We start from the raw sequence: 26,825 nt of genomic DNA, 5'->3' as shown, positions 1-26,825 counted from the left end.
CAGAAGAGGACAGGGTTGTGGAGCGGTCACCGTCCAGCCGGGTCAAGTGAGTCGATCATGGACCGCAGCCAGGTCAGTTCGGCCCGACTCGTGGCGCGCGCGATGGTGAGGATCCCGCGCCGGAACGGGTCGTCCAACTCCTCGGCCCGCAGCGGTCGATCACCTTCGTAGAAGAAGCTCGCCGGTTCCTCGAGGAAGGCGAGCCGTCGCCGTAGAACGGCGGCCTGGGCCGTGGCGTCGTCGAGATGGCGGAGGAAGGCGAGCACCGTGAACCAGCGGTTCTCGTCGGTGATGTCGCGCTGTACGGGTTCCGTCAGCCGGCGGCGCAGGTCGCGTCTGCCGTCCTCGGTGAGGGTGAGGACGTGACGCGGGGCGGCCACCGCGCCCGGCTCCGTCGCGCGAGCCAGCAGACCGGCCGTCTCCAGTCTCTTGATCGCCGGATACAGAGTGCTCTCGGCCACGGGCCGGACATGGCCCGCGAGCGCGGTGATGCGCTTGCGCAGCTCATAGCCGTGCAGCGGGGTGTCGTACAGGAAACCGAGGATGGCGAGTTCCAGCATGCCCGTATTCTGCCTCACCCTCGTGGTACATCGAAGTGGCAATACATCGGATCCGATGTATTCTCCTGGAGGAGCATGCGACGGAACAGGGGAGTGGCGATGAAGCAGGCCGAGTTCGACGGCAAGGGGAACTGCGTCCGCTGGACGGAGGCGGCGGGTGACGGTCCCGCGCGGGTGTACGTGCACGGTCTGGGGGCCGCATCGACCGTCTACCACGCCCACATCGCGGCGCGGCCCGAACTGGCCGGTCGGCGCTCCCTCTTCGTCGACCTGCCCGGACACGGCATCAGCGACAGACCGGAGCACTTCGGCTACACCCTGGACGACCACGCGAACGCACTGGCGGCGGCGCTGGACGAGGCAGGCGTCACCGACGCGGAACTGATCGGGCACAGCATGGGCGGATCCGTCGCCATCGTGCTCGCGCACCGGCGACCCGACCTCGTCTCACGACTGGTCCTGACCGAGGCCAACCTCGATCCGCGCCCGCCCGTCACCGCGGGCAGCAGCGGAATCGCCTCCTACGAAGAGGACGAGTACGTCAACGGCGGCCACGCGCGCGTGCTGGAAAAGGTCGGCCCGCAGTGGGCGGCGACCATGCGGCTCGCCGACCCGCGTGCCCTCCACCGCACCGCGACCGGACTCTTCCGCGGATCGAAACCCACGATGCGCCGAATGCTCGAAGGCATGGCGATCGACCGGGTCTATCTGCAGGGCGCTCTCAGCGGTGAACTCGAGGGCAGGGAAGCCCTGGAGGACGCCGGGGTGCGGGTGGTGACGGTGCCCGGCGCGGGGCACAACATCATGTTCGACGACCCGGCCGCCTTCGCCGCCGAGGTCGCCGGAAGGGTCTGAGGCCCGACGCGACGGCCCGAGATCGACAGGATGGCCTGAGGGCGACGGGATGCCCCGAGTCGCAGGAACGTCCCGATACGCGGCCTCAGGGGACGCGTACGGCCAGTGCGAGGAACCGGGAGTCCTCGTCCACGTACGAGGTCAGACGCCAGCCGGAGCCGGACAGGAGCGGGCGGAGGTTGGCCTCCGCCCGCAGGTCGTCCGGTGTGATCCGCCGGCCCTGGCGCGCCGCGAGGGCCGCCCGGCCGATCGGGTGGAAGAGCGCCAGTGTTCCGGCGGGCCTCACGACCCGCGCCAACTCCCGCAGATTCTCCGATGGGTTCGGAAGGTGGGCGACGAGACCGGCCGCGAACACGGCGTCGAGGGACTCCGAGCGCAACGGCAGCCCCGCCACATCGGCGAGCAGCAACTGCCCGACCCGGTCACGGCCCGCCCGTACCGCGGCCTGCAGCATGGCCGGGGTGAGGTCTGCGCCCAAAACCACTCCGGAGGGCCCCACCGCATCCCTGAGGGGCGGCAGGGCCCGACCCGTACCGCAGCCCGCGTCGAGCACCCGGTCGCCCTCCCGCAGTCCGAGTTCGGTGACGGCCGCCGCGTACACCGGACCGTCGTCGGGGAACCGGGCGTCCCAGTCGGCCGCGCGGGCCCCGAAGAACTCCTGGACATGCGTGTGGTCGTCGCTCATGCACCGCATGATCTCGCACCGACGGGTGAGTGACGCGATCGAACGCCGACACGGACCACGGCTCGGCGCGCATGTTCGAGCGTGACGCGATCGTTCCGGTGTACTGCTGCGCCAGATTCCACCACCTTTCGAAACGCGCCCCCTTCGTGCGCTCCGGGCGGGACTAGCGTCCCGGAGCCATGGGACACCTGGACCACGCCACCTTCGGCTGGCTGACCCCCGTGCTGTCGTACGTGATGGCCTGCATAGGCGCCGCCCTCGGACTGCGCTGCACCGTCCGCGCGCTCGGTGCCTCGGGGCGGTCGCGCCGCAACTGGCTGCTCACCGCGGCCTCCGCCATCGGCACGGGCATCTGGACGATGCACTTCGTCGCGATGCTCGGCTTCAGCGTCAGCGGCACCGACATCCGATACGACGTGCCACTGACCATGCTCAGCCTGCTCGTCGCCATGGTCGTCGTCGGCGCGGGCGTGTTCGCCGTCGGATACGGCCGCGACCGCGGCCGTGCGCTGGTGCTCGGCGGGCTCACCACCGGGCTCGGCGTGGCGAGCATGCACTACCTGGGCATGGCCGCACTGCGGCTGCACGGCGACGTCACCTACGACCCGGTGCTCGTCGGGATCTCCGTCCTCATCGCCGTGGTCGCGGCGACCGCCGCCCTCTGGGCGGCGCTGAACATCAAGTCCCCGATCGCTGTCGCCGTCGCCTCCCTCGTCATGGGCGGGGCGGTGAGCAGCATGCACTACACCGGGATGATCGCCGTCGGCGTGCGGGTCTCGCCCTCCGGCGACCTCCTGCCCGGGGCCACGGCGATGCAGTTCATCTTCCCCCTCGCCGTCGGCCTCGGGTCCTACCTCTTCCTGACATCGGCGTTCGTCGCGCTCTCCCCGACGGCGGGGGAGCGTGAGGCCTCCGCCTCGGCCCAGCGGCCCGTCGAGAGCGCCGCCCGCTAGCGGAGGGCCCGGACCGGCGACCCGGCGGGCGCGTCCCCCGAACCACTCCGAGCGAGGAGGCCATGCGTACACCCCGTAAGACCCCGACAGACGGCTCCCAGACAGCGCCGAACCCGGTGCGCGGTCGCCGCGCGCACGCCGGACCGCCGGCCGACGAGGGCTCCGGCCCGGAGGAATCCGCCGACATGGCGCCCAGTGACGCACCCACGCGCGCGGGAGGCTGGAGCCTGCGTCCCCGGACCGTGCGGGCGAAGATCGTCTGCCTGCTGATGGTGCCCGTCGTATCCCTGCTCGCCCTCTGGGCGTACGCCACCGTCACGACCGCCCAGGACGTCTCCAGGCTGCGCCAGTTGCAGCGCGTGGACTCCCAGGTGCGTGCCCCGGTCGCCACGGCCGTCGCCGCACTCCAGGAAGAACGCGTGGCGGCTGTCGGCTACGCGACCAAACCCGCCGCCGACCGGGCGAGCGACCTCAAGAAGCTGACAGCCCGCACCGACCGGGCCGTGGCGAAACTCCGGCTCGGCGACCACAGCACCGTCGCCGACAGCGAGGAACTGCCCTCCGGAGTGGCCGAACGCCTCGAAACCTTCGTCACCGGAGCCGAACAGCTGCGCTCCCTGCGGACCGCCGTACTCGACCGGCGAGCCGGCTGGCAGGAGACGCACGAGCGGTACACCAGGACCATCGCGACGGCCTTCTCGGTGGGCGGCGCGCTCAGCGGCATCCAGGACGCGGAAATCGGCTCCGACGCGCGCGTGCTGCTCGAATTCTCACGGGCCGGTGAGGCCCTCGCGCAGGAGGACGCGGTCCTCGTGAGTGCCCGGCTCGCCGGAACCCTCGATGGGCAGCGGCTCCGGATGTTCACCGGCGCGGTCGACACACGCAGGCTGCTCACCGAGTCTGCCGTCGCCGACCTGCGCGGCTCCGAACGAGTCGCCTGGCAGGGCCTCGTGGACGGCAGCGCGTACGCCGACGTGCACGCCGTCGAGAACGACGTGCTCGCGGCCGGTCCGGGCGGCAGGGCGCTCGGTGCCGCGCCCGAGGAGACCTGGAACGCGGCACACGCGCGCGTGCAGGACGACATGCGAACGATCGAGGCGGACGCCGGCAGTGATGTGGCGGACCGGGCCGACCCGCTCCGGCGCGGTCTGCTCGCCCCGGCGGGTGCCGCCGTTCTGCTGGGACTCGTCGCCGTGGCCGCGTCGCTCGTCATCTCCGTACGCATCGGACGCGGCCTCGTCATCGAGCTGGTGAGCCTGCGCAACACCGCCCTGGAGATCGCCCGGCGCAAACTTCCGCACGCCATGCGGAAACTGCGCGCGGGGGAGGAGATCGACGTTGGTGCCGAGGCCCCGCCCGGACCACCGGCCGAGGACGAGGCGGGACAGGTCGCGGAAGCCCTGACCACCGTGCACCGTGCCGCCCTGCGCGCAGCGGTCGAGCGCGCCGAACTCGCCAGCGGCATCTCCGGAGTCTTCGTCAACCTCGCCCGCCGCAGCCAGGTCCTGGTCCACCGCCAACTGAGTCTGCTGGACACCATGGAGCGTCGCTCCGACGACCCGAACGAGCTGAGCGACCTCTTCCGGCTCGACCACCTCACCACCCGTATGCGACGCCACGCGGAGAGCCTGATCATCCTCTCCGGAGCCGCTCCCGGCCGTGCCTGGCGCATGCCGGTCTCCCTGACGAACGTGGTCCGTGCCGCAGTCTCCGAAGTCGAGGACTACGCGCGCGTGGAGGTACGACAGCTCCCCGAGACCGCGGTCGTCGGAGCCGCGGTGGCGGACCTTACGCACCTGCTGGCCGAGATCGTCGAGAATGCCGCCCAGTTCTCACCACCCCACACGCGGGTGCGCGTCACCGGAGAGCCGGTCGGCAACGGCTACGCCGTGGAGGTCGAGGACCGGGGCCTCGGCATGGGCAAGGAGACACTCGCCGAGGCCAACCGCCGCATCGAGCAGTCCGAGGCCCTCGACCTCTTCGACAGCGACCGGCTCGGCCTCTTCGTGGTCAGCAGGCTCGCGGCCCGCCACGGCATCAGGGTCCACCTGCGGACCTCGCCCTACGGAGGCACCACCGCGGTCGTCCTGCTGCCGACGCCACTGCTCCAGGCCGCCGCGGAGGAACGTTCCGGTGGCCGCCGCGCGAGCCCGGAGAAGGCCACGGCACGCACGTACGCGCGCGTGCCCGCCCCCGCCCCGAAACGCGACTCCGTAGAGGTGCATTCCGTGGAGGCACCGAACGAGCGGCCCGCCCTGGTGCCTCCCATACCGATCGAGGCGGAAGCCTCGTCCGAAGGCAAGCGCGAAGACCATCCGCAGCCCGGCGTCACCACCCTGCGCCTGCACCGACCCGAGGACGACACCGTGGAATCCGACGAACTCCCACGGCGCGTACGACAAGCCAGCCTCGCCCCGCAACTGCGCGAAGGACGACCCGACGAGCCCGCGGAAGCCGCGCCTCACAAGGACGACGAGCGCACCCCAGAGGCGGTACGGGACCGCATGGCGGCCTACCGCGCGGGGTGGACCCGCGGCGGCGGCCGTACACCCGGTCGCAGCGCCACCCCCGACCCCGTAGCGGGCAGCGACAGCAGCGAAGGAGACCCCGCATGATCCAGGAACCGGGCATGGGGACCGCCCAACGGTCCGGCGAACTCGACTGGCTGCTGGACGACTTGGCGCTGCGCGTCGCCGAAGTACGGCATGCCGTCGTGCTGTCCAACGACGGGCTCGCGGTCGGCGCGTCCAGCGACCTCAGGCGCGAGGACGCGGAACATCTCGCCGCGATCGCCTCCGGCTTCCACAGCCTGGCCAAGGGGGCAGGCCGTCACTTCGGCGCCGGTGGCGTACGCCAGACCATGGTGGAGATGGACGACGGCTTCCTGTTCGTGGCGGCCGCCGGAGAAGGCTCCTGCCTGGCCGTCCTGAGCGCCGTGACGGCCGACATCGGCCTGGTCGCCTATGAGATGGCGCTCCTGGTCAAACGGGTGGGGGAGCACCTCTACTCGGCGCCCCGCACCGCCGCTCACCCGCCCGCGGCCGGGTGACCGACGATGCCGTCGCACATGACCGAGGACCGGACAGACCCTCCTGAACAGCCGGGCAGCCAGTGGTACGACAACGAGGCCGGGCCGCTGGTCCGCCCCTACGCGATGACGGGCGGACGCACCAAGTCCGGCCCGACCGGCGTGCGCTTCGACCTGATCGCGCTCGTCTCACTCGACACGGGGGCACCCGACGTCCGCGACGACACCGGACTCGGGCCGGAGCACAGAGCCCTCATCGAACTCTGCCGGACCGAGACCCAGTCGGTCGCCGAACTGTCCGCGGACGCCGACCTGCCCGTGGGTGTGGTGCGCGTGCTCCTCGGAGACCTCCTGGAACTCGGCTGCGTCAAGGTCAGCCGTCCGGTGCCGCCCGCGCAACTGCCGGACGAGCGCATCCTGCGCGAGGTCATCGAAGGACTGAGGGCCCTGTAGATGACGGATCACACTCCCTGCCACACACGTACTGACGCCGACCGCGGTCGGCACTCCCGAGAGAAGTGATCGATGGTCTCCGAACACTCCGACGCCACGAGCGGTGAGACAGCCCTGGCGTTGAAGATCCTCGTCGCCGGCGGATTCGGCGTGGGCAAGACCACCCTGGTGGGCGCGGTCAGTGAGATCAGGCCGCTGCGCACCGAGGAACTGCTGAGCGAGGCGGGCCAGTCGGTGGACGACACCGACGGGGTGGACCAGAAGGTCACGACGACCGTCGCCATGGACTTCGGCCGCATCACCATCAGGTCGGGCCTGTCGCTCTACCTCTTCGGCACGCCGGGCCAGGACCGGTTCTGGTTCCTGTGGGACGAACTGTCGCAAGGGGCCCTCGGAGCCGTCGTCCTCGCCGACACCCGGCGACTGGAGGACTGCTTCCCCGCCGTGGACTACTTCGAGCACCGGCACACCCCCTTCGTGGTGGCCGTCAACTGCTTCACGGGCTCGCGGACGTACGGCGCTCACGACGTGTCGAGCGCCCTCGACCTCGACAAGGGAACGCCCGTGGTGCTCTGCGACGCCCGTGACCGCGACTCGGGGAAGGAGGTGCTGATACGTCTCGTCGAGTACGCCGGGCGGATGCACACCGCCCGGCTGCTCGACTCGGTCGGCTGATACGAGGAACCTGGCCCGGCCGACACCAGGAACTTCGCCCGGCCGACACCAGGAACTTCGCCCGGCCGGCGCGAGGAACCTCGCTCGGCCGACCCAAAGCGTCTCAGTGGGCCGACGCGGGTCCCTCGCTCACCCGCCGGGCAGGCTGCTCAGTTCGCGACGCCGCCTTCCGCGAGGACCTTCTCGATCCGCACGCGTACCAGGAGTTCGCCGGGCACACCGTTGCGGGCGCCGAACTCCTCGGCCCGCTCCTCGCCCATGTAGCGGCCTCCGATCCGCCCCGCCCACAGCCGGAGTTCGTCGAGGTCCTCCGAGATCCGGGCGCGCCCCTGCAGGACGACGTACGCGAAGGGCGGCCGGTCGTCGTCCACACACACGGCGACCCGGCCGTCGCGGGCCAGATTCCGTCCCTTCACAGTGGTCTTCGCCGTGTTGAAGACCAGGTCGTCCCCGTCGAGCAGAAACCAGATCGGCGCCACGTGCGGGCTCCCGTCGGCCCGGACGGTCGACAACTTGCCGGTGCGGGTGCCGTTCGAGACGAAGGCCCGCCATTCCTCATCGGTCATCTTGTGTGCCATGCCCCTATCCTCCTTGCCCGGACGGCGGTGGTGGGGAAGGCTGGTTGATCAGATCCTCCGGCCAGGGGGAGCCACATATCCACGGGGAGACGGACCATGGCTGAGAACCAGGGACTTGGCTGGCTGCTGGACGACCTGACCCAGCGTGTGGAGCACGTACGGCACGCGCTGGTCCTGTCGAACGACGGCCTGGTGACCGGGGCGAGCACGGGGCTCAGGCGGGAGGACGCCGAGCATCTCGCCGCCGTCTCCTCGGGCCTGCACAGCCTCGCCAAGGGGTCGGGCCGGCACTTCGGCGCGGGCCGGGTGCGACAGACGATGATCGAGTTCGACGACGCCGTGCTGTTCGTCACGGCAGCCGGCACCAGCAGCTGTCTGTGCGTGCTCAGCGCGGCCGAGGCCGACATCGGCCAGGTCGCGTACGAGATGACGCTGCTCGTCAACCGCGTCGGCGAACACCTCCACGTCAATGCCCGCCAGCCGGAACACTCACCCTCGATCGACCTCTGACCTGCATAGACACTCTGCCGCCAGAGTTATCCACAGGCTCGGCGGGAGTCGCGGCGAACCGGCTACGGTTTTTCTCGAAGCAAGCGCACGCAAGCGCACACCGCTGCTACGGGGGAGAACCACCATGTCCGGCAACACCATCACGCAGTCCGTCACGCCCAGCGCGAACACCGCTGCCGCTCTTGTGAACGCCACGGTCGTCGGCGCGAATCCGGCCGCCGCTGCCGCGGCCCGGCAGACACTCGCACAGAGCCGCGCGGCACGAGAGCTGGGGCTCAAACGAGGCGAGTTCGACCTCGCTGTACGACTCGGTTGCATCCGAACCGTCCCGGACGAAGGCGGCGGAGGCCGCCGCGTGGCCCGCGCGGAGATCGACCGGGTGATGTCCGAGGACGGCTTCCCGGACGGATTGAAGAAACGCGTCAAGGCGGTCGGTACGTCGGAGGGCGCGGCTCTCATGGATGTGACGGCAGCCCGGTTCACGAGGTTCGCACGCCTGGGCTTCGTCGTGCCCGTCAAGTTCTACCTGAACCGCTACAGGGCCGTCGTCTGGCTGTATCTGGCAGAAGAACTGCGGCAGTTCGCCGAGACAGAGGAGAACGCTCCGCTGTTGAACGGCCGTACACCCGAAGGGCTGCGCGACCAACTGGACGCGGGCCTGGACCTGAGGGCCCGGAACTGGCGAGGGCGCCACGTGGGCTTCCTGCTGCGGCAGACCGAGGCTCCCTGGGCCCGTGCCGCGGCAGTGGCCTCACTGCTCGACCCCGCGCAGGTCGCGGAGATTGTCTCCGATCCGTACGAGCGCGCCTACATGAACCGCTTCGGCCCGGAACAGACCACGCACGGAGCGCCCGACTCGCCCGCCGCCCACGTCGCCGCACGGATCATGACGGCGGAGGACCCGGACGAGATCAGCTGGCTCCGGTCCGACTTGGCCAACACTCTGCAGGAGGCGCGTGCACACCGTCGGGCCCCGCGACCGACACCGAAGCCCCTGGCTCCAGTCGTGAGTCGGGAGCGACCAGAGCTGATCGAGGAGCGGCGGCAGCCCGGTGTCGCGCGGCAACGGGCCGACGTACGGCACACGATCGACGAACCGGAACGCCCTCGACGCCTCCTCGGCTGGCTGCGCCGCAGAAACCCCTGAGCTCGTCGGCGTCAGCCCTCGAGCTTGCGGAACAGTCCCTCCTGGACGACGGAGACGAGCAGACGTCCCTCCAGGTCGTAGATCCGGCCCCGGGCCAGCCCTCGGCCACCCGTCGCGATCGGCGACTCCTGGTCGTACAGGAACCACTCGTCGGCACGGAACGGCCGATGGAACCACATCGCGTGGTCCAGGGACGCCATGTCGAAACCGCGCTGGCCCCAGAGCGGTTCCACCGGGATGCGGACGGCGTCCAGAAGCGTCATGTCGCTCGCATAGGTGAGCGCGCAGGTGTGGACCAGGGGGTCGTCGCCGAGGGGACCGACGGCCCGCATCCATACGGCGCTGCGCGGTTCGGCGTGCTCGATCTCCTCGGGGGTCCAGCGCAGCCGGTCCGCGTAGCGGATGTCGAAGGGCTGGCGCCTGGCCATGCGCTCCAACGTCTCGGGGAGCGCGCCCAGATGCTCCTTGATCTCCTGAACGACGGTCGGGAGCGACTCGGGATCGGGGACCTCGCGGGCCGGCGGCAGCTGGTGCTCGAAGCTCCCTTCCTCAGGCTTGTGAAAGGAGGCGGTCAGATTGAAGATCGTGCGGCCCTGCTGCACGGCGGTGACACGGCGCGTGGTGAACGACCGGCCGTCGCGGACCCGCTCGACCTGGTACACGATCGGCACGCCCGGCCGGCCCGGGCGCAGGAAGTACGCGTGCAGCGAGTGCACGGGGCGTTCGCCGTCCGTGGTGCGGCCGGCTGCGACCAGTGCCTGGCCCGCCACCTGCCCGCCGAAGACCCGCTGCAGGGACTCCTGCGGGCTGCGCCCACGGAAGATGTTGACCTCGATCTGCTCCAGGTCGAGCAGGTCGACCAGTCGCTCCGCTGGATTCGTCATGTGTCGCGTTCTCCTGTGTTCACAGCTGGCCGACGTCGGTGACCTTGACGATGGCACGGCCCTCGGCGTCCGAGGCCGCGAGGTCGACCTCGGCGCTGATGCCCCAGTCATGATCGCCGTTCGGGTCGGCGAAGGCCTGGCGAACGCGCCACAGTCCGTTCTGCGGCTCCTCCTCGATGAGCAGCAACTTGGGTCCGCGCGCGTCGGGGCCGGTACCGAGGTCGTCGTACTCGTCCCAGTACTTGTCCATCGCGTCGCCCCAGGCGTCGGCGTCCCAGCCGGACTCGCCGTCCATCTCGCCGAGTTCCCCGACATGGTCGAGGGCGGCGAGCTCGACGCGGCGGAACATGGCGTTGCGGACGAGGACCCGGAAGGCACGGGCGTTGGCGGTGACCGGTTTGACCTGGTCGGCCCTCTCCTGGGCCTCCTCGGCCGTCATCACCTCCGGGTTGGCGAGCTGCTCCCACTCGTCGAGGAGGCTGGAGTCGACCTGACGCACCATCTCGCCGAGCCAGGCGATCAGGTCCTCCAGGTCGTCCGACTTCAGGTCGTCCGGGACGGTGTGGTCGAGGGCCTTGTAGGCACTTGCCAGGTAACGGAGGACGATGCCCTCGGTGCGGGCAAGCTCGTAGTAGGACACGAACTCCGTGAAGGTCATGGCCCGTTCGTACATGTCACGGATGACGGACTTCGGGGAGAGAGGATGGTCGCCCACCCACGGATGGCTCTTGCGGTAGGTGTCGTAGGCGTGGAAGAGCAGCTCTTCCAGCGGCTTGGGGTAGGACACGTCCTGGAGCCGCTCCATGCGGTCCTCGTACTCGACGCCGTCCGCCTTCATCGCCGCGACGGCCTCGCCGCGGGCCTTGTTCTGCTGGGCGGCCAGGATCTGCCGCGGATCGTCCAGCGTGGACTCCACGACGGACACCATGTCCAGGGCGTACGAGGGCGACTCGGGATCGAGGAGCTCGAACGAGGCCAGCGCGAAGGTCGACAGCGGCTGGTTGAGGGCGAAGTCCTGCTGCAGGTCGACGGTGAGCCGCACGATGCGCCCCTCGGCGTCCGGCTCGTCGAGCTTCTCCACGACGCCGCCGTCGAGGAGCGAGCGGTAGATGGCGATCGCCCGCCGGATGTGCCGCAGTTGCTGCTTGCGCGGCTCGTGGTTGTCCTCCAGCAGGTGCCGCATCGCGGCGAAGGCGTTGCCGGGCCGGGCGATCACCGACAGAAGCATCGTGTGAGTGACCCGGAAGCGCGAGGTCAGTGGCTCCGGATCGGACGAGATCAGCTTCGCGAACGTGTTCTCCGTCCAGCCGACGAAGCCTTCCGGCGCCTTCTTGCGCACCACCTTGCGACGCTTCTTCGGATCGTCGCCCGCCTTGGCGAGGGCCTTCTCGTTCTCCACGACATGCTCGGGAGCCTGCGCCACGACGTAACCCGCCGTGTCGAAGCCCGCCCGTCCGGCACGGCCCGCGATCTGGTGGAACTCCCGCGCGCGCAGCGTCCGCACCCGGATGCCGTCGTACTTGGCCAGAGCCGTGAACAGCACCGTGCGGATGGGGACGTTGACGCCGACACCGAGGGTGTCGGTGCCGCAGATGACCTTCAGCAGACCGGCCTGCGCCAGCTTCTCCACCAGGCGCCGGTACTTGGGCAGCATGCCGGCGTGGTGCACACCGATGCCGTGCCGTACGTAACGGGAGAGATTGCGGCCGAACTTGGTGGTGAAGCGGAAGTTGCCGATCAGCTCGGCGATCTGGTCCTTCTCCTCGCGCGTGCACATGTTGATGCTCATCAGCGCCTGCGCCCGCTCCACGGCCTGGGCCTGCGTGAAGTGCACGATGTAGACGGGCGCCTGCTTGGTCTCCAGAAGCTCGGTGAGCGTCTCCGTGAGCGGCGTCAGTTTGTACTCGTAGGAGAGGGGCACGGGCCGGGTCGCCGAGCGGACGACCGAGGTGGGACGGCCGGTGCGCCGGGTCAGGTCCTCCTCGAACATCGAGACGTCGCCGAGCGTCGCCGACATCAGGATGAACTGCGCCTGCGGCAGTTCGAGGATCGGGATCTGCCACGCCCAGCCGCGGTCGCCCTCGGCGTAGAAGTGGAACTCGTCCATCACGACCTGGCCGACATCGGCCCGCTTGCCGTCGCGCAGCGCGATGGACGCCAGGACCTCGGCGGTGCAGCAGATGACCGGCGCGTCGGAGTTCACGGACGCGTCGCCGGTCAGCATGCCGACGTTCTCGGTGCCGAACATCTTGCACAGCTCGAAGAACTTCTCCGAGACGAGCGCCTTGATCGGCGCCGTGTAGAAGGTGACCTCGTCCCGGGCGAGCGCCGCGAAATGCGCACCCGCGGCGATCATGCTCTTACCGGAACCGGTGGGCGTCGAAACGATCACGTTCGCACCCGAAACCACCTCGATCAGCGCCTCCTCCTGGTGGGGGTAGAGCGTGAGACCGCGTTCCCCGGCCCACGACTCGAAGGCTTCGTAGAGGGCGTCGGGATCTGCGGTCTTCGGCAGCTGATCGATAAGGGTCACGCACCCATCTTGCCTGTGAACGCCCTTCAGGGGGGAATCGGCTGCGGGACGGAAGATCACGAACGCTACGCTGTGGCGCCGACGGAGCGTCAGCGCGCCTGGGCAACTGGCTGTCAGTACAAGTGGAATGGGGCGGGGTACGGCGATGATGGGACCAGCACACTCACTGTCGGGAGCGGCGGCCTGGCTGGGCGTCGGAGCCGCGGCGGCCGCCACGGGACACACGATGCCCTGGCCGGTCCTTCTGGTCGGCGCGCTGATCTGCGCGGGTGCGGCACTCGCCCCGGATCTGGACCACAAGGCGGCGACCATCTCGCGGGCCTTCGGACCCGTCTCGCGAGGGCTGTGCGAAATCGTCGACAAGCTTTCCTACGCCGTCTACAAGGGGACGAAGAAGGCGGGCGACCCGCGTCGCTCCGGCGGGCACCGCACCCTGACGCACACCTGGCTGTGGGCGGTGATGATCGGTGCAGGGGCCTCGGCCATCGCGATCACGGGGGGCCGCTGGGGGGTTCTGGCGCTCCTCTTCGTGCACATAGTGCTCGCCATCGAGGGGCTGCTCTGGCGGGCGACGCGCGGCTCCAGCGCCGACATCCTCGTGTGGCTGCTGGCCGCCACGAGTGCCTGGATCCTCGCGGGAGTACTGGACAAGCCGGGCAACGGCGCCGACTGGCTGTTCACCGCGCCGGGCCAGGAGTACCTGTGGCTGGGACTGCCGATCCTGCTCGGCGCGCTGGTGCACGACATCGGGGACGCGCTGACGGTGTCGGGCTGCCCGATCCTGTGGCCGATCCCGGTCGGCCGCAAGCGCTGGTACCCGATCGGACCGCCCAAGGCGATGCGGTTCCGGGCGGGCAGCTGGGTCGAGCTGAAGGTCCTGATGCCGGCGTTCATGCTGCTCGGCGGAGTGGGCTGCGCGGCCGCTCTCAACTTCATCTGAACGACCGCACCCGCTGGGCGAGCGCCGTCCCCCGACGGCCTGACACTCGCCCCCGGAAACGATCAGACCGGACAGGATCAGGCCGCACACGATCAGGCCGCGTCGCCCCCGCCCGGCGCCTGGTCCTTGCTCCCACTGCCGTACCGCTTCTCGAAGCGGGCGACCCGGCCCTCCGTGTCCACGGTCCGTGCCTTGCCCGTGTAGAAGGGGTGGCTCTCGGAGGAGATCTCCACGTCCACGACGGGGTACGTCTCGCCGTCGTCCCAGTCGATCGTCCGGTCGCTGGTGGCGGTGGACCGGGTGAGGAAGGCGTACCCGGCGGTGCGGTCACGGAAGACGACGGGGTGGTAGTCGGGCTGCTTGTCCTGCTGCATGAGTGCTCCTTGCCTGGGGAGAGGGTGCGCGGACAGATCGGGGGAGACGAGGGGATCAGCCCCGTCAGCCGTACGGGGAGTCCTCGTCGACGATGTGCATGGCGGCCTCCTCCGCCGAGGCCGCGGCGCCGTCGATGCCCACGTCGGTGGCGATCAGACCGCTCTCTCCATCCTCGTGCGCTCCTTCGTTCGGCGCCACGAGACGGCCGGAGCGGAGGTCGCCCACCTCGTTGTCCAGGGGTTCGCCGTCCGAGTCAGGGGAGTCTCCGATGCCGTCACCGTCCGGTGCCGCGATCTCCGGGACCTCCTCCAGGAGGCGCTCGTCCAGGGTCTCGCCGCGATGGCGCTCGGCGGCGGTCACGTCGTTGCGCTCCACCGCCCACGGTCGCTCCGGTGGTGACCAGCCCCGGTCCAGAGGATCGGTCACGCCGTCGGATTCCAGGGTGTCCTCGGCGTCGAGCAGCCCCGCGTCGTCCTGAACCTCGGATCCGTCGGGCTGGTAGACGTCGTCTCCCCAACCGTCGGCGCTGTCCACGGGTACCTCCAGGTGGTGCGGGCCGGCCTGCTGTCACCGTGTTCGGTGGCGGGTGCGCGGGCCGCTCGACCCAGGCCTCGCCTGTACGGGCGTACGGAACGCACGGAACCAGGCGGTTCCCGGGCGTTCCCCGAGCCGGTGCCGACATCCACCCTTCCACCCCTCTTCGACACCGCGCAACGGCACGGGGCCCGGCGGCATGCCCGGGGCCCTCTCACCTGCGGTGGGCGCGGGCCGAGGAAGGCAGCACGCTGGTGCGCGTCCCCGCCCCGCCCATGAGTGGATCCGGGAGCGGCCCCGGCCGACCCGCACGGAGGCCGACCCGGGGCAGCGCCCGCTCAGACCAGGGCAGCGCCCGCTCAGACCGAGGCAGCGCCGACTCAGGCCGGGGCAGCGCCCGCTCACCCGTGCCAGGACCGCCACAGTGCCGCGTACGCGCCGTCCGCGGCGACCAGTTGATCATGGCTGCCCAGCTCGCTGATGCGGCCGTTCTCGACGACCGCGATGACGTCCGCGTCGTGGGCGGTGTGCAGCCGGTGGGCGATGGCGACCACGGTGCGGCCGTCCAGGACACGGGCCAGGGAGCGCTCCAGATGCCGGGCCGCGCGCGGGTCGAGGAGCGAGGTTGCCTCGTCCAGGACCAGCGTGTGCGGATCGGCGAGCACCAGCCGGGCGAGTGCGATCTGCTGCGCCTGGGCCGGGGTGAGGGCGAGCCCGCCCGAGCCGACCTCGGTGTCCAGACCGTCGTCCAGCGCCCGTGCCCAGCCGTCGGCGTCGACCGCGCCGAGGGCGGCCCAGAGCTCGGCGTCGTCGGCCTCTGTGCGGGCGAGGAGCAGGTTGTCGCGCAGGGCGCCCACGAACACGTGGTGTTCCTGGTTGACCAGGGCCACATGGGAGCGGACCCGTTCGGCGGACATCCGGGACAGTTCGGCGCCGCCCAGGGTGATCCGGCCGGCCCGGGGTGCGTAGATCCCGGCGAGCAGTCTGCCCAGCGTGGACTTGCCCGCGCCGGACGGACCGACCAGGGCCAGCCGGGTGCCCGGCGCGACCTCCAGGGTGACCTTGCGCAGCACGTCGACGCCCTCGCGGTAGCCGAAGTGCACCTGGTCGGCGTGCACGTCCCGGCCCTCGGGGGCCAGCGACGCGTCACCGGCGTCCGGCTCGATGTCGCGGACGCCGACCAGCCGGGCCAGCGAGACCTGGGCCACCTGGAGCTCGTCGTACCAGCGCAGGATCAGGCCCACCGGGTCGACGAGCATCTGCGCGATCAGGGCGCCCGTCGTCAGCTGGCCCACCCCGATCCAGCCCTGAAGGACGAAGTACCCGCCGATCATCAGGACCGAGCCGAGGACCGTGACGTGGGTGAGGTTGATGACCGGGAAGAGCACCGAGCGCAGCCACAGGGTGTACCGCTCCCAGGCGGTCCACTCCTGGACCCGCCGGTCCGACAGCGCGATGCGGCGCTCGCTCAGGCGGTGCGCCTCGATGGTGCGGCCCGCGTCCACGGTCTCCGAGAGCACGGCTGCCACCGCGGCGTAACCGGCGGCCTCGGAGCGGTATCCGGACGGCGCGCGCTTGAAGTACCAGCGACAGCCGACCACCAGGATCGGGACGGCGACCAGCACGGCGGGCGCGAGCGGCGGCGCGGTCACGGCGAGCCCGCCGAGGAGCAGCACCACCCACACGACACCGATGGCCAGCTGCGGCACGGCCTCGCGCATGGCGTTGGCCAGCCGGTCGATGTCCGTGGTGATCCGGGACAGCAGATCGCCCGTCCCGGCCCGCTCCAGGACGCCCGGCGGCAGTCCCACCGACCGCACGAGGAAGTCCTCGCGCAGGTCGGCCAGCATCCGCTCGCCGAGCATCGCGCCCCGCAGCCGCACCTGGTGTACGAACACGGCCTGGACCACGAGGGCGAGGACGAACAGCGCGGCGGTGCGCTCCATATGGAGTTCGCGTGCCGCCGCCGTGCCGTCGGAGACCTTCTGGACGAGCGACCCCAGCAGGTAGGGGCCCACCATCGAGGTGACGACGGCGACCGTGTTGACGGTGATGAGCAGCAGGAAGGCCCGCCGGTGCCGTTGGAACAGTTCGGCCACGTAGGCGCGGACGGTCGCGGGGGCGCCGACGGGCAGGGTCTCTGCGGTCGTCGGGGCCGCCGGGTCGTAGGCCGGTGGCGCCACGCCGATCATGCGGTCTCCTCGATTTCTTCCAGTTCCGGCAGGCGGCCCAGTTCGTGGGCGGCGGCCTCGTCGTCGGTCTCACGGGTCACCACGGCCCGGTACCGGGGCTCGCTGTGCAGCAGCTCGCGGTGTATGCCGACCGCCGCGACCTCGTCCTCGTGGACGAGTACGACCCGGTCGGCGTGGTCCAGGAGCAGCGGCGACGAGGTGAACACCACCGTCGTGCGGCCCTGGCGCAGGGACCGGATGCCGTCGGCGATGCGTGCCTCGGTGTGCGAGTCGACCGCGGACGTCGGTTCGTCCAGGACGAGCACCTCCGGGTCCGTGATCAGCGACCGGGCCAGCGCGAGACGCTGGCGCTGGCCGCCCGACAGGGAACGGCCGCGTTCGGTGATCCGGGCGTCCATCGGATCGGCGGCGTCCAGCGAGCCCTGGACAAGCGCGTCCAGGACGTCGCCGCACTGCGCGGCGGCCAGTGCCTCCTCGGGACCGACGTCCCCGGAGGCGGGCACGTCGAGCAGTTCGCGCAGGGTGCCGGAGAGCAGCACCGGGTCCTTGTCCTGCACGAGCACGGCACTGCGGGCCGAGTCGAGCGGCAGCTCGTCCAGCGGCACACCGCCGACCAGCGCCGACGGCAGCTCCGAGGAGTCCGCCGCGTGACCGCCGAGCCGCTCGGCGAGTACGCCCGCCGCGTCCGGGTCACCGCACACCACCGCGGTGAGCCGTCCGGCGGGCGCGAGCAGCCCGGTCGCCGGGTCGTACAGATCGCCGGCCGGTACGACGGCCTCGCGAGAGCCCTCGCCGTCCGTCGCCCGCTCCAGCGACAGCACCCGGGCGGCGCGTTTCGCGGACGGCCGGGAGAAGGAGTAGGCCATCGCGATCTCCTCGAAGTGACGGAGCGGATAGGTGAGGAGCATGACGGCGCTGTACACGGTGACCAGTTCGCCGACGGTGATCCGGCCGTCACGGGCCAGGTTCACGCCGTGCCAGACGACGACGATCAGCAGCAGTCCGGGCAGCAGTACCTGGACAGCGGAGATCAGTGCCCACATACGGGCGCTGCGCACGGCCGCGTGCCGGACCTCCTGCGAGGCGCGGCGGTAGCGGTCGAGGAACAGCTCCTCGCCGCCGATGCCGCGCAGCACGCGCAGACCCGCGACGGTGTCCGAGGCGAGCTCGGTGGCGTGTCCCGCCTTCTCGCGCTGGAAGTCGGCACGCCGGGTCGCCCGGGGCAGCAGCGGCAGCACAGCGAGCGCCAGGACGGGCACACCCACGGCCACGACGACGCCGAGCGCCGGCTGGTAGACCACCAGGGCGACACAGACGAGCACGATCGTGACCGCGGCCGCGGTGAACCGCGACACGGCCTCCACGAACCAGCCGATCTTCTCCACGTCACCGGTCGAGACCGCGACGATCTCACCGGCCGCCACGCGTCGCGTCAACGCCGAGCCCAGCAGGGCGGTCCTGCGCGCCAGGAGCTGCTGGACACGTGCGGCCGCGGTGATCCAGTTGGTGACCGCGGCCCGGTGGAGCATGGTGTCGCCCAGCGCGATACCGACCCCGCACAGCGCGATCAGCCCGCCCGCCATGCCCAGCCGCGCACCGGAGCGGTCCACGACGGCCTGGACGGCGAAACCCACACAGAAGGGCAGTCCGGACACGGAGCTGAAGTGCAGCAGACCCCAGGCCAGGGCCTTCGCCTGTCCGCCGAGCTGATTCCGGCCGAGCCACACCAGGAACCGGGGCCCCGAGCGTGCGTCCGGCACACCCGGGTCGGGATACGGAAGGTCTTGAATCTGCATGACGTCCCAGGGAGCTCGTTGAAGGGAGTGGGGGAGGCAACAAACCGTGAAAGGTTCGCGTCACAGCGTGTCCGCAGGCAAACGGTTTTCCGCCGCGAGGCAAAGATTCGGCCCGGACCGCCCGCATATCGCCCGGAAGCCGAGGGGCCGGACGCAATCGTCCGGATCGTGGTGCGACGATGGACCGATGCGAATAGGCGGTGCGATGCGCACGACGGCCGCGGCCGCGGTGTCCGGTGCCCTTCTGATGTCCCTGGCGGCGTGCGGCGGTTCGGACGGCGGCAGCGGAAAGAAGAGCGACGCACAGGCGGAGGGCCGGCCCGAGAAGGCGCGCACCGTCGACCTCAAGACCATCCCGGACGTCGGCGACAAGCTGCGGAAGCAGATCCCCGCGGGCTCCCGCCAGGTCGTGGCCGTCTATGGAGAGGGCGAGGACTCGGCGGACTCCACGATCGTCCTCTACACCAAGTCCGGCTCCACCTGGGACAAGACCCGCAGCTGGAAGGGACACAACGGCAAGAAGGGCTGGACGACCAACCACCGGGAGAACGACAAGCGCAGCCCCGTCGGGGTCTTCACCCTCAGCGACGCGGGCGGAGTACTCGCCGATCCCGGTGCCAAGCTTCCGTACACCGAGTCGGCGGGCTTCCAGGCCCCGCACTACTGGGCCAAGTCGCACTGGAACGACTTCGACTACGTCATCGCCATCGACTACAACCGCGTCAAGGGCACCTCACCGAACGACCCGACCCGCCCCCAGGGCCAGTCCAAGGGCGGCAGCATCTGGCTGCACATGGACCACGGCAGCGGTACGTCGGCCTGCGTGAGCCTGCCCAAGTCCGGCATGGAGTACCTGTTGCGCACCCTCGACCCGGACCGGAAACCGGTCGTGGTGATGGGCGACAAGGCCAACCTCAAGGCCGCCTGACCGCCCGTCACCGGCCACTGCGCGCCCCAGTAGTAACTGACCGCAGTAGTAACCGAGCGTTCTCAAGTAGTCGAGCGCCCTCAGTAGTAGTGGCGAAGGGACGGCCACAGTCGCGACCACGGCTTCGTCGTCCCCGAGCACAACACCACGGCCGCGCCCTGCTCCTCGTTCTCCACCCCGTGCCCGTTGTCCACGCGCGCGACCCGACGGCAGTCGGTGAAGTACCGCTCGATGCCGTCCGCGTCCTCCTGCCGGACGACGAGCACCGGTCCGTCGGCCGAGTCCGGCGGAGGGCCCCAGTCGGCGTAGCTCATATGGCCGGAGTAGGGCCGAGGCAGCCCGCGCGCGGGGCCGTAGCGGTCCAGGGCGCCCGCCTCGCCGTAGTTCTGCGTGAAGACCACGGCGCGCGCCCGCTCACCCGCGGGAATCGAGGCCCAGCCCTTCGCGGTCGCGTCGGCGAGCGCGGGCCAGCCCACCTGCTCGCCCTGCTCCTTGTTGAGCGCCATCGGCACGGCGAGCGAACTCGGCGGCAGCACGGGCAGGGTGACCGTCGCGTTGACCGCGACGGTCACGAGCACGGCCACCACGGGCAACGTACGGCCGTGCCGCCGCGTCCAGGCGAGAGCCGGCTCGCAGCCCGCCACGAGCAGCACGATCAGCAGCGGAACGACGTAGTACCCCTTGCCGCCCAGCGCCAGAACCAGCACGCACAGCAGGGGGTACGCGACCGCTGTCGAGCGAGCCCACCGCAGGTCCGGATCGCGCCACAGCCGCAGCCAGCCGGCGACCCACACCGGCACGAACAGCAGGGACAGATAGATGAGTTGCTCGGGCACGAACAGGATCCGGTTCTCGGTCCCGTCGTCCGTGCCGATCCCCTCCGCGACCGTCAGCTGAGGCCAGTCGTGGTCCGCCTGCCACCACAGATTGGGCGCCGCCACAGCGAGGGCCACGGCCGCCCCGGCGAGCAGCCACGGGCTGCGCAGCACCCGCCGAGGCCCCACTGTGAGCACGCTCGCGAGCAGCGCGACGACCAGCAGTGCCACGAGGTACTTGTTCAGCAGACCGACTCCGACGCACAGGCCGATCGCGAGCCACCACCGCCCGTCGCCGGTGCGCAGCAGGCGCAGTACCAGCCAGCAGATCAGCAGCCAGGCCAGCAGATCGAAGCCGGCGGTCGACACCATGTGCCCGACGCCCAACGGTTGCCCGGACACGCCCGCGAGCCCCGCCGCGACCACCTGTGTCCTGCGGTCGCCGCCCAACTCCCGTGCGACGAGGGCGACCACGAAGACAGCGGCCACGAACGCGAGCGTCGCCGGGACCCGCAACGCGACGGTCGAGTCCCCGAACAGCGCGGTGGCCGCCCGCGCGAGGAACGGCGTCAGCGGCGGCTGGTCGACGTACCCCCAGGCCGGATGATCGCCCGCCGCGAGGAAGTACAACTCGTCGCGGTGGTACCCGTATCGGCCGGACAGCGCGGTCAGTACGGCGGCGAGAACGGCCGCCAGACCCGTCACGGGGCCGAAGGCGAACCGAGGTAACTCGCGCGGCGCGTCGTCCCGTTCCCGATCCATAGCGTCCCCCCGCCAATCGGTCGCACCACCGTACTGAGGGGGACCGATCCGGTCGAGGGGCCCGTCATGACCCGAGGACGCATTGCGGCGCGGGCCAACTCCCCGTAGAACACCGCCCATGAGAAGACGGATCATCATGTCCATGCTCGCCGGGGCGACCCTCGTGGCGAGCACCCTCCTCGGAGCGGCCCCCGCGCAATCGGCCGATGCGCAATCGGCCGACGTGCCTGCCGAGTTCGGCACCGACTGGCACGACCCGGTCACCGCCGCCCCGCCGGTCACCCGGCCGGACACCAAGTCCTGCGACGTCACCGTCGCCGAGGCGCAGTTCCGCGATTTCACGCCCTACAAGGGCACGTACGCGCCCCCGCGAGGCTGCGGCGACCGCTGGAGCAAGGTCGTCCTGCGCCTCGACGGCAAGGTCAAGGGACGGCAGTTCGACCGGCTCGGCTACCTGCACATCGGCGGAGTCGAGGTCTTCCGTACGTCCACTCCGCAGCCCTCGCCCGACGGCATCGCGTGGTCGGTGGAGAAGGACGTCACGCGCTACAGCGACACGTTCCGGGAGGACCAGGACGTCGAGATGCTCATCGGGAACGTCGTCGACGACACCTACACGGGCATCATCGACGTCAAGGTCACGCTCACCTTCTACGCGGGCGAGCCCGCCGCCACGCTCCAGACGGGTGAGCCCGCCGCGAAGAAGACCCCCGACCGCGTCCTCACCCTCCAGGACGGCACCCTCACCACGCCCCGGAACAGTGAACGCATCGTCGCCGAGGTATACGCCACAGGGTCGGGCGGCGGCTGCGAGGAGTACTGGTATCTGACGGTGCCCGACGCCGCGCCGTACTCCTGCAAGGCCGGCGACGGCCCCTACCGCGAGGTGCAGATCAAGGTCGACGGCCGGCTCGCGGGCATCGCGGCGCCGTTCCCGACCGTATGGACCGGAGGCTGGTCCAACCCCTTCCTCTGGTACGTGATTCCGGGCCCGCGCGCCTTCGACATCAAGCCCGTCGAGTACGACCTGACACCCTTCGCCGGGCTCCTCAACGACGGCCGTCCGCACCGGATCGACGTCTCCGTAGTGGGCGTTCCCGAGGGGCAGAGCGGCTGGAGCACTCCGGTCAACGTCCTCGTCTGGCAGGACGCGAAGAGCAAGCACGTCACCGGGAAGCTCACCGCGCACAGGGCGGGAGACCTCGACAACTCCTCCACGTACACACCGGGTTCGGAGCACCGTCTCGACACCGAGGCAGGGCACCGGCTGACCGTGGCCGGGTACGTCGACACCTCGCACGGCCGCGTGAGGACCACCGTCGACCGCAGGCTGGCCAACACCTCCGTGCACCGCTGGACCGACGGCGAGAACACCGACGCCCTGAAGGGGACCTGGACCGACGACGAGACAGTCACCGTGGACGGGCACGGGCCCGCCAAGTCGACCCGGACACACCGCACGTACACCATGGACGGCACCACGACGCTCGGCGCGGGCGACCGGCTTCGGACCGTGCTGTCGCTGGGGGACCGGGCCGCCGTCGTGGAGACGCGGGGCGGTCGGCGCACGGCATGGTCCCGGCTCGACGACAGCTACGCGGGTGACGCCACGTATACGGCGAACGTGCCACGCGACCAGCGGCACGCGGTCGGCACGACCAGCGAGCGCCACCGGCTGTACGGATCGGGCGGTTGCCACGACCGGACGCTGGTGACCGTGCAGGGGACGCTAACCGAGGACCGGAAGGGCTGCTGAATGTTCCGGTGTGGGACGTGACACATCCCTTGATGATTTACACCCCTGTCACGTAGAGGCCAACGGCGGTAGCAAACTCCCCCGATAGTGATCACCGCGGAATCCGCTTTCCGTATCCCAGAAGTCCCCCTGGAGGAGTGCCCGTGCCGCCGTCTGTCTCGTCCCCGCGACGCGTCGCACGCATACTGCGTACCTCACTGTTCGCGCAGGTCGCCTGCGCGCTCGTACTCGGAATCGTCGTCGGAAGGTTGTGGCCGGACACGGCCACGACCTTCCAGCCGCTCGGCGACGGTTTCGTGCGTCTCATCAAGACGGTGATCTCGCCGCTCGTGTTCTGCGTGGTCGTCGTCGGCATCGCCAAGGCCGGCAACCTGAAGGCCTTCGGGCGGATCGGGCTCAAGGCCCTGATCTGGTTCGAGATCGCCTCCACGGCCGCGCTGCTCATCGGCCTGATCGCCGCGAACGTCTTCGCCCCCGGGTCGGGCATGAACGTCGACCCGTCGAAGCTCGACGCCTCGGCGGTCGACGACAAGACCGCCGGTGGCACGCTGCCGTCGACCACCGAGTTCGTCCTCAACGCGCTGCCGCAGAGCGCGGTCGGCGCCTTCGCCGAGAACTCACTGCTCCAGGTCCTGGTGCTGGCCTGCCTGACGGGCGCGGCGCTGCTTCACCTCGGCCACACCAAGGTGCCCGCGATCCTGCCCGCCATCGAGCAGGCCCAGGAGATCATCTTCGCGATCGTCGGCTTCGTCATGAAGCTCGCCCCGCTCGCCGTCTTCGGCGCGATGGTCCACCTGGTGGGGGAGTACGGCCTCGGGGTCATGAAGACGTACGGCAAGCTCATCGTTCTCTGCTACGCCGTGGCGGCAGTCTTCCTCGTGCTGCTCGCGATCGCGCTGAAGCTGGTCACCGGGCTGAGCCTGTGGAAGTTCGTCCGCTACACGCGCGCGGAGTTGCTGCTCGCGCTCGGCACCGCGTCCAGCGAGACGGTCATGCCCCGCATGATGCAGAAGCTCCGCCAGGCCGGTGCCCGTGACGACGCGGTGGGCCTCGTGCTGCCGACGGGGTACTCCTTCAACCTCGACGGTGCCTCGATCTACCTCTCCATCGGCACGCTGTTCATCGCGCAGGCCGTGGGCGTCGACCTCAGCCTGAGCCAGCAGGTCACGGTGATCCTGGTGCTCATGCTGACCAGCAAGGGCATGGCCGGCATCCCGGGTTCGGCCTTCCTCGCCCTGTCGGCGACCGCCTCCTCGCTCGGCGCCATCCCCGCAGGGGCCGTCGCCCTGCTGCTCGGCGTCGACCGCATCATGGACTCGATGCGCGTCGTCACCAACCTGCTCGGCAACTGCGTCGCCGTCTTCGCGGTCTCCCGCTGGGAGGGCGCGCTGGACATGGACCGGGCGAAGAAGATGCTCGACGGCGAGATCGCGTTCGTGGAGGAGGACGTGACGCCCACCGGCGGAGACCCGACGGAGGAACCCGCCGAGGCCAAGGCCTCGTTGGCCAAGGAGCCCGCGGGCGAGGTGAGTTGAGCGCCGGGGGCCCGGCGCGTCCGCTCGACGCCGGGCCCCACGCCTCCCCTCCCCGAAGGCCCTCGAAGAACCCCGAAAGCCCCCGAAGGACTCCCGGAGGACCGCCCCGGGGTCACTCCCGCCAGGTCACCCCTGCGGCTTCTGCGAGTCCACCCCCGGCCGTTCCTTCTTCCACAGCCCGCGCGTGAAGTCCGGGATCGCCTGCGGTGCCCCGTGCGCCTTGATCGAGGCATGGCTCAGCGGCACCGGCGCGGTCCAGGTGGCGGCGTCGTACACGTCGAAGTCCGGTACAAGCCCGAGCCGCATGCACTGCATCAGCCGGAACAGCATGATGTAGTCCATCCCACCGTGTCCGCCTGGCGGGTTGGAGTGTTCCTTCCACAGCCAGTGGTCCCAGTCGGCGTACGCCCCGAAGTCGCCCCAGGCGTCATCTATGTGGTCCGGCTCTATGTAAATCCGCTCCGGGTAGTCCTCGAAGACACCCTTCGTGCCGCCGAGGCTGTTGATCCGAGAGTAGGGATGTGGCGTCGACACATCGTGTTCGAGCCGGATCACCCGTCCCTTCGCGGTCTGTACGAGGCTGATGGTCCGGTCGCTCTCGATGTACGTCTCCTTCCAGCTCGGGTCGCCCGGCGGCATGTTCGCCGCGCGGTACTCGGCCAGTCCGAGCGAGGGCGTGCCGAAGCTGGAGACGTGGGTGACGCGGTCACCGCGGTTGATGTCCATGTAGTTGGCGACGGGCCCGAAGCCGTGGTTCGGGTAGAGGTCGCCGCGCAGCCGGGTGTGCCAGAGTCGCCGCCAGGGGCCCTCGTAGTAGTCCGGGTCGAACATCAGGCCGCGCAGATCGTGGTTGTAGGCGCCCGCGCCGTGCAGCAGTCGGCCGAACTTCCCGGCGTGCGCCATGCGCAGGACCCGCATCTCGTTCCTGCCGTAGCAGCAGTTCTCCAACTGCATGCAGTGTCGGCGGGTGCGCTCGGAGAGATCGACCAGTTCCCAGAGCTGGTCGAGCCGCATCGCGATCGGACACTCCACGCCGACGTGCTTGCCGCTGAGCATCGCCGTCTTCGCCATCTCGAAGTGCCAGTCCCAGGGCGTCGCCACGTACACGAAGTCGAGGTCGCCGCGCTCGCACAGGCTTACGAAGTCGTGGTCGCCCTTCGTGTACGTCGCCGGGGCGGGCTGACCCGCGGCCACCACCTTGGCCGCGGCCCTCGCCGTCTTGTCCCTGACCGGGTCGCACAGCGCGACGACGCGGACTCCGTCGAGGGCGAGGAACAGGTCGATCATGCCGTTGCCGCGGTTGCCGAGCCCGATGATCCCCACCCGTACCGTGCCGCGCCCCTCGAAGGGCACGCCGATCATGGTTCTGCCCTTCGCGGCGGGCGCGGCGGCCTCGGCTTCCGCCGCCGTCCCGGGTGCGGCCTCCGCCGCCGTCCCGGGCTCGGCCGCGTGAGCCGTGCCCCCACCCGCGAGCGCGCCGATTCCCAGACCCGCCCCGGCGGCTCCGGCCGTGCGCAGGACCGAGCGTCGGGAGTAGCCCTCGGGGTTCTCGTCAGGTTCCGGTGTCGCGTGCTCGTCGTGCATCGGACCTCCTCGGTGGGTGAGCGCGGGTTCGGCGCGCTGTCACCCTCCTAGGGGGCCGACCGGGTCGCAAGGGGCCGAAGTGGCCAGGGAGTTGGACTTCCGGGGCTCGGTCTTTGGACTTCCGTGCATGTGGGTGAGCGGATGGCGCGAAGCCGCCCTGCCCCGCCCCGATCCGCCCCGCCCCGATCCGCCCCCGCCTCGGTCCGCCCCCGCCCGGTCCGCAGCGGAAGCGGGGCTCTCACCCCTCTCGGCCGCCCCCGCCGGCACCGGCCCGTTCAGCAGTCGCGCTTGGGCGGCTCCACCGCGCCCATTCCGTCCACCAGCGTGTCCAGCAGCCCTCCGAGCACCTTGCGCTGGTCGTCCGACAGTGGCGCAAGGATGTCCTCCGCCGCGGTCCGCCGCGCGGCGCGCAGCTCGCGCAGAGCCCCGCGGCCGTCCTCCGTCAGCTCGATGCGGATCACCCGGCGGTTGGTGGGGTCCGGTACGCGACGCACCTTGCCGCTCGCCTCCAGGCCGTCGACCAGCGTGGTCACGGCCCGGGGCACCACCTCCAGCCGCTCGGCCAGGTCGGCCATGCGTGGCGGCGAGCCGTAGTGCGCGAGGGTGCGCAGCAGCCGGGACTGCGCCGGAGTGATACCGAGCCCGCGCTTCTCCAGCTGACGCTTCTGGATGCGGTGCACACGGCGGGTCAACCGCAGCAGCTGCTCGGCGAGCAGGCCGTCGGCGTCTGGGGTGTCCATGACGGGA

24 protein-coding genes are annotated in these 26,825 nt (G+C 70.5%); 12 read left to right on the top strand and 12 right to left on the bottom strand.

Annotated elements, in window-relative coordinates; genetic code table 11:
• Positions 1–26: 26 nt before the first annotated feature.
• Complete coding sequence (locus ACFWXQ_RS20785; protein WP_383938275.1) at positions 27–560, bottom strand: PadR family transcriptional regulator; 534 nt, start codon at positions 558–560, stop codon at positions 27–29.
• A gap of 99 nt (positions 561–659) precedes the next feature.
• On the opposite strand from ACFWXQ_RS20785, the gene ACFWXQ_RS20780 reads away from it, so the two are divergent.
• Positions 660–1,415, top strand: a complete 756-nt coding sequence (locus ACFWXQ_RS20780; RefSeq protein WP_383938278.1) for an alpha/beta fold hydrolase — start codon at positions 660–662, stop codon at positions 1,413–1,415.
• An 85-nt stretch (positions 1,416–1,500) separates the two neighbouring features.
• On the opposite strand, the gene ACFWXQ_RS20775 is transcribed toward ACFWXQ_RS20780, so the two are convergent.
• A complete protein-coding gene (locus ACFWXQ_RS20775) occupies positions 1,501–2,100 on the bottom strand; it encodes a class I SAM-dependent methyltransferase (protein WP_383938281.1) in 600 nt (199 codons plus the stop codon).
• 179 nt (positions 2,101–2,279) lie between these two features.
• On the opposite strand from ACFWXQ_RS20775, the gene ACFWXQ_RS20770 reads away from it, so the two are divergent.
• The 5 genes from ACFWXQ_RS20770 (at position 2,280) to ACFWXQ_RS20750 (ending at position 7,209) form a co-directional block, all read left to right on the top strand.
• Positions 2,280–3,053 carry an MHYT domain-containing protein gene (locus tag ACFWXQ_RS20770; protein WP_383938283.1) on the top strand — a complete coding sequence of 258 codons (774 nt, stop codon included), beginning with the start codon at positions 2,280–2,282 and terminating at the stop codon, positions 3,051–3,053.
• A 62-nt stretch (positions 3,054–3,115) separates the two neighbouring features.
• Complete coding sequence (locus ACFWXQ_RS20765; RefSeq protein ID WP_383938285.1) at positions 3,116–5,668, top strand: nitrate- and nitrite sensing domain-containing protein; 2,553 nt, start codon at positions 3,116–3,118, stop codon at positions 5,666–5,668.
• A complete protein-coding gene (locus tag ACFWXQ_RS20760; RefSeq protein WP_055611777.1) occupies positions 5,665–6,102 on the top strand; it encodes a roadblock/LC7 domain-containing protein in 438 nt (145 codons plus the stop codon). Before ACFWXQ_RS20765 ends, ACFWXQ_RS20760 begins: the two co-directional genes overlap by 4 nt.
• A gap of 18 nt (positions 6,103–6,120) precedes the next feature.
• Positions 6,121–6,534 carry a DUF742 domain-containing protein gene (locus tag ACFWXQ_RS20755; protein ID WP_383938407.1) on the top strand — a complete coding sequence of 138 codons (414 nt, stop codon included), beginning with the start codon at positions 6,121–6,123 and terminating at the stop codon, positions 6,532–6,534.
• A 72-nt stretch (positions 6,535–6,606) separates the two neighbouring features.
• Entirely contained in the window at positions 6,607–7,209 is a 603-nt protein-coding gene (locus ACFWXQ_RS20750) for an ATP/GTP-binding protein (protein WP_383938288.1), read from the top strand.
• 149 nt (positions 7,210–7,358) lie between these two features.
• Here the strand turns inward: ACFWXQ_RS20750 and ACFWXQ_RS20745 are convergent, their stop codons facing one another.
• Complete coding sequence (locus ACFWXQ_RS20745) at positions 7,359–7,787, bottom strand: PPOX class F420-dependent oxidoreductase (RefSeq protein ID WP_200399906.1); 429 nt, start codon at positions 7,785–7,787, stop codon at positions 7,359–7,361.
• Positions 7,788–7,883: 96 nt separating this feature from the next.
• Between ACFWXQ_RS20745 and ACFWXQ_RS20740 the strand changes: the two genes are divergently transcribed.
• Together ACFWXQ_RS20740 and ACFWXQ_RS20735 are read left to right on the top strand one after the other, a co-directional pair.
• A complete protein-coding gene (locus tag ACFWXQ_RS20740; RefSeq protein WP_383938292.1) occupies positions 7,884–8,297 on the top strand; it encodes a roadblock/LC7 domain-containing protein in 414 nt (137 codons plus the stop codon).
• Between the two features lie 124 nt (positions 8,298–8,421).
• The gene (locus tag ACFWXQ_RS20735; protein WP_383938295.1) at positions 8,422–9,444 is read left to right on the top strand and encodes a DUF6397 family protein; all 1,023 of its coding nucleotides are present in this window, start codon (positions 8,422–8,424) and stop codon (positions 9,442–9,444) included.
• An 11-nt stretch (positions 9,445–9,455) separates the two neighbouring features.
• Here the strand turns inward: ACFWXQ_RS20735 and ACFWXQ_RS20730 are convergent, their stop codons facing one another.
• A complete protein-coding gene (locus ACFWXQ_RS20730) occupies positions 9,456–10,328 on the bottom strand; it encodes an acyl-CoA thioesterase (RefSeq protein ID WP_383938297.1) in 873 nt (290 codons plus the stop codon).
• Between the two features lie 19 nt (positions 10,329–10,347).
• Complete coding sequence (locus tag ACFWXQ_RS20725; RefSeq protein WP_383938300.1) at positions 10,348–12,861, bottom strand: DEAD/DEAH box helicase; 2,514 nt, start codon at positions 12,859–12,861, stop codon at positions 10,348–10,350.
• A gap of 145 nt (positions 12,862–13,006) precedes the next feature.
• Here ACFWXQ_RS20725 and ACFWXQ_RS20720 point away from each other — a divergent pair, with 145 nt between their 5' ends.
• Positions 13,007–13,801, top strand: a complete 795-nt coding sequence (locus tag ACFWXQ_RS20720) for a metal-dependent hydrolase (protein ID WP_189843756.1) — start codon at positions 13,007–13,009, stop codon at positions 13,799–13,801.
• Positions 13,802–13,893: 92 nt separating this feature from the next.
• Here the strand turns inward: ACFWXQ_RS20720 and ACFWXQ_RS20715 are convergent, their stop codons facing one another.
• The 4 genes from ACFWXQ_RS20715 to ACFWXQ_RS20700 all read right to left on the bottom strand — a co-directional run bounded on the left by ACFWXQ_RS20715 (position 13,894) and on the right by ACFWXQ_RS20700 (position 18,698).
• Positions 13,894–14,175: a type B 50S ribosomal protein L31 gene (locus ACFWXQ_RS20715; RefSeq protein ID WP_383938303.1), complete on the bottom strand. Its 282-nt coding sequence runs from the start codon at positions 14,173–14,175 to the stop codon at positions 13,894–13,896.
• Between the two features lie 64 nt (positions 14,176–14,239).
• A complete protein-coding gene (locus tag ACFWXQ_RS20710; RefSeq protein WP_383938305.1) occupies positions 14,240–14,710 on the bottom strand; it encodes a DUF5709 domain-containing protein in 471 nt (156 codons plus the stop codon).
• A gap of 401 nt (positions 14,711–15,111) precedes the next feature.
• Entirely contained in the window at positions 15,112–16,902 is a 1,791-nt protein-coding gene (locus tag ACFWXQ_RS20705) for an ABC transporter ATP-binding protein (RefSeq protein ID WP_383938308.1), read from the bottom strand.
• On the bottom strand, positions 16,899–18,698 hold the full coding sequence (locus ACFWXQ_RS20700) for an ABC transporter transmembrane domain-containing protein (protein WP_383938311.1): 1,800 nt from the start codon (positions 18,696–18,698) through the stop codon (positions 16,899–16,901). Before ACFWXQ_RS20700 ends, ACFWXQ_RS20705 begins: the two co-directional genes overlap by 4 nt.
• Positions 18,699–18,885: 187 nt before the next feature.
• On the opposite strand from ACFWXQ_RS20700, the gene ACFWXQ_RS20695 reads away from it, so the two are divergent.
• Positions 18,886–19,626 (top strand): hypothetical protein, encoded by a 741-nt coding sequence (locus ACFWXQ_RS20695; protein WP_383938314.1) that lies wholly within the window; start codon positions 18,886–18,888, stop codon positions 19,624–19,626.
• A gap of 80 nt (positions 19,627–19,706) precedes the next feature.
• Here ACFWXQ_RS20695 and ACFWXQ_RS20690 read toward each other — a convergent pair whose 3' ends face one another.
• Complete coding sequence (locus tag ACFWXQ_RS20690; protein WP_383938316.1) at positions 19,707–21,203, bottom strand: glycosyltransferase family 39 protein; 1,497 nt, start codon at positions 21,201–21,203, stop codon at positions 19,707–19,709.
• Between the two features lie 118 nt (positions 21,204–21,321).
• Here ACFWXQ_RS20690 and ACFWXQ_RS20685 point away from each other — a divergent pair, with 118 nt between their 5' ends.
• Together ACFWXQ_RS20685 and ACFWXQ_RS20680 are read left to right on the top strand one after the other, a co-directional pair.
• Positions 21,322–22,959, top strand: coding sequence for a peptide-N4-asparagine amidase (locus ACFWXQ_RS20685; RefSeq protein ID WP_383938319.1), 1,638 nt, complete (start codon positions 21,322–21,324; stop codon positions 22,957–22,959).
• A 143-nt stretch (positions 22,960–23,102) separates the two neighbouring features.
• Complete coding sequence (locus ACFWXQ_RS20680) at positions 23,103–24,494, top strand: cation:dicarboxylate symporter family transporter (RefSeq protein ID WP_386268807.1); 1,392 nt, start codon at positions 23,103–23,105, stop codon at positions 24,492–24,494.
• Positions 24,495–24,620: 126 nt separating this feature from the next.
• On the opposite strand, the gene ACFWXQ_RS20675 is transcribed toward ACFWXQ_RS20680, so the two are convergent.
• Both ACFWXQ_RS20675 and ACFWXQ_RS20670 read right to left on the bottom strand, forming a co-directional pair.
• On the bottom strand, positions 24,621–26,078 hold the full coding sequence (locus tag ACFWXQ_RS20675) for a Gfo/Idh/MocA family protein (RefSeq protein WP_383938325.1): 1,458 nt from the start codon (positions 26,076–26,078) through the stop codon (positions 24,621–24,623).
• Positions 26,079–26,353: 275 nt separating this feature from the next.
• Entirely contained in the window at positions 26,354–26,818 is a 465-nt protein-coding gene (locus ACFWXQ_RS20670; protein ID WP_383938328.1) for a MarR family winged helix-turn-helix transcriptional regulator, read from the bottom strand.
• Positions 26,819–26,825: the final 7 nt, after the last annotated feature.

It is taken from the genome of Streptomyces sp. NPDC058697, from assembly GCF_042715345.1.
Taxonomy (GTDB): Bacteria; Actinomycetota; Actinomycetes; order Streptomycetales; family Streptomycetaceae; genus Streptomyces; species Streptomyces liliifuscus.
The sequence above is the reverse complement of the archived record's forward strand: the minus strand, read 5'-3'. Positions and strand labels throughout refer to the sequence as shown.